The organism is Brevibacillus invocatus (assembly GCF_003710915.1).
GTDB classification, from domain to species: Bacteria; Bacillota; Bacilli; order Brevibacillales; family Brevibacillaceae; genus Brevibacillus; species Brevibacillus invocatus.
Map to the genome: position 1 here is coordinate 1 of NZ_RHHR01000109.1, position 1,622 is coordinate 1,622.

General features: G+C 37.4%; 1 protein-coding gene and 1 pseudogene. One reads left to right on the plus strand and one right to left on the minus strand.

The annotated features are described in order from the left end of the window. Positions 1-156, plus strand: a pseudogene (locus tag EDM52_RS24250) (IS5/IS1182 family transposase); the annotation flags it as partial. A 430-nt stretch (positions 157-586) separates the two neighbouring features. On the opposite strand, the gene EDM52_RS24255 reads toward EDM52_RS24250, so the two are convergent. Next, the gene (locus EDM52_RS24255; protein ID WP_122911443.1) at positions 587-1,297 is read right to left on the minus strand and encodes a hypothetical protein; all 711 of its coding nucleotides are present in this window, start codon (positions 1,295-1,297) and stop codon (positions 587-589) included. Between the last annotated feature and the right edge of the window lie 325 nt (positions 1,298-1,622).

Below are 1,622 nucleotides of genomic sequence, written 5' to 3' on the forward strand. Positions count from 1 at the left end.
TTGAAAGAATTTTTCCAACTGAACAACGTACGCTATCGCACAGGGAAGAGGGCCAAAGTTCATTTTGATTTGGTAACTCTTGTTTATAATGCCGCTAAATTAGCCACTGATCGGATTCGTAACGCACTGGAAAACAAGAAGCCAGTCGCGGCTTAGTTTTTAAAAAAGGATAAAGAAGAGATTGGGGCAGTCTGTATATTTTTAAGATGAGCAATTATGAAATTGATTCACTTAGAACACTTTAACATTACGGCATTGGTTGAACAAATAAGGATAATCAGACTAAGACACATTACGGGCCATTGAAAAGAAAAGGCCGAGTTGCCTCTTTTAAAACCGGTACAGTGAACCGTAATACATGTAAAAGAGTTTTGTTGAACTATCGGGTACGAAAGTTGAATAACAGTAAGTACAAGAGCTTCAACAACGCAGATCTACGCGCAATTACGGGGGAACGTCGACGGGAATTTTATAGGCGGTACTTTTAAGAGCTGTGGCTCCCGCTGAACTAAAGGGCAGTAATCCGGAACAATACATACAAAAGACCCTTGTTTATAAGGGTCTTTAATAAATCAAAGATTTTATACTATCTTGTATCCACTTTAACCATAGACTCTAATATTTTTGTTAATTGCTCTGGTGTTGTTCGTCCAGTGATAATGTACCACGTTTTTCCATTATCATAAGACCAACCAGCATCCGAACGGACGCCCCCATTTGTATCAATAGCTGTAATCTGTCCTTTTATTGCACCATGAACAGGATTACTTCCCTTTGGTATTGTAGCCATGACACGCTTCATTATATTAATAGCATTGTTAGTATTCTCTGCCCATACTAAGTATTCCCAGCCGATATCTTTCCAGATAAATGCTCTTTTATTAGCATAATACTTTACATCATACCCGTTAAATTTAGTGGCTCCTTCTGGTATCTCGAACATTTCGTATGTAGAGAAAGGCTGTTTTCGGTAACTAGGAAGAGTACCTGCTGACATAGTCATTACATCAAATGTAAGCATTTTTGATTCCCCATCACGCACTCTTTGGCGTGATATCTCGAATAAATAATGGTCTTTACTTGCTTCTAACTTGCTAACGAATAAATGACCAAGCCGTCGAGAAAACTCAGATGAAGCTACATGAGACGGAATATATACAGGAATATCTACTTTTTTTAGTTCTTCAAGATACTGTTCACCCCAAGTAAACGGTTCGATTTCGTCGTCTTGATTAGCGTTAGCAACAGGCACAAAAGCAATGAGCAAAGCTACAAAGAACAACATGATTTTCTGCATAAAGCACCCCCACACTTATAATTTAAGTATTGGTAATTTCTATGCAGAATAATATATGAAACAAAAAGAGGTTGGACTTTTTCCTTTGCACAACTAACTGGGTAGGATAGTGAACCTATTTAACACAAGCTCAATTAAGTTAAATCGCCAAACTGCTTTTCTAAATTGTTGTCAAAAAAAGAAATTGGCACCTAGATGGTACCAATTTCAAGAATTACTTTGGACTTTCTAACTCAACTTTCGCAGAGCGAAAATGAGCGTATTCCCTTGGTACAACAAGTTTAAAGCCGATTTTAGAATGCTCCTTGAAAAATAGAAAAACACT

Coding starts and splice junctions, on each gene's coding strand:
- EDM52_RS24255 (WP_122911443.1), bottom strand. CDS start 1,297: ATGCAGAAAATCATGTTGTTCTTTGTAGCTTTGCTCATTGCTTTTGTG.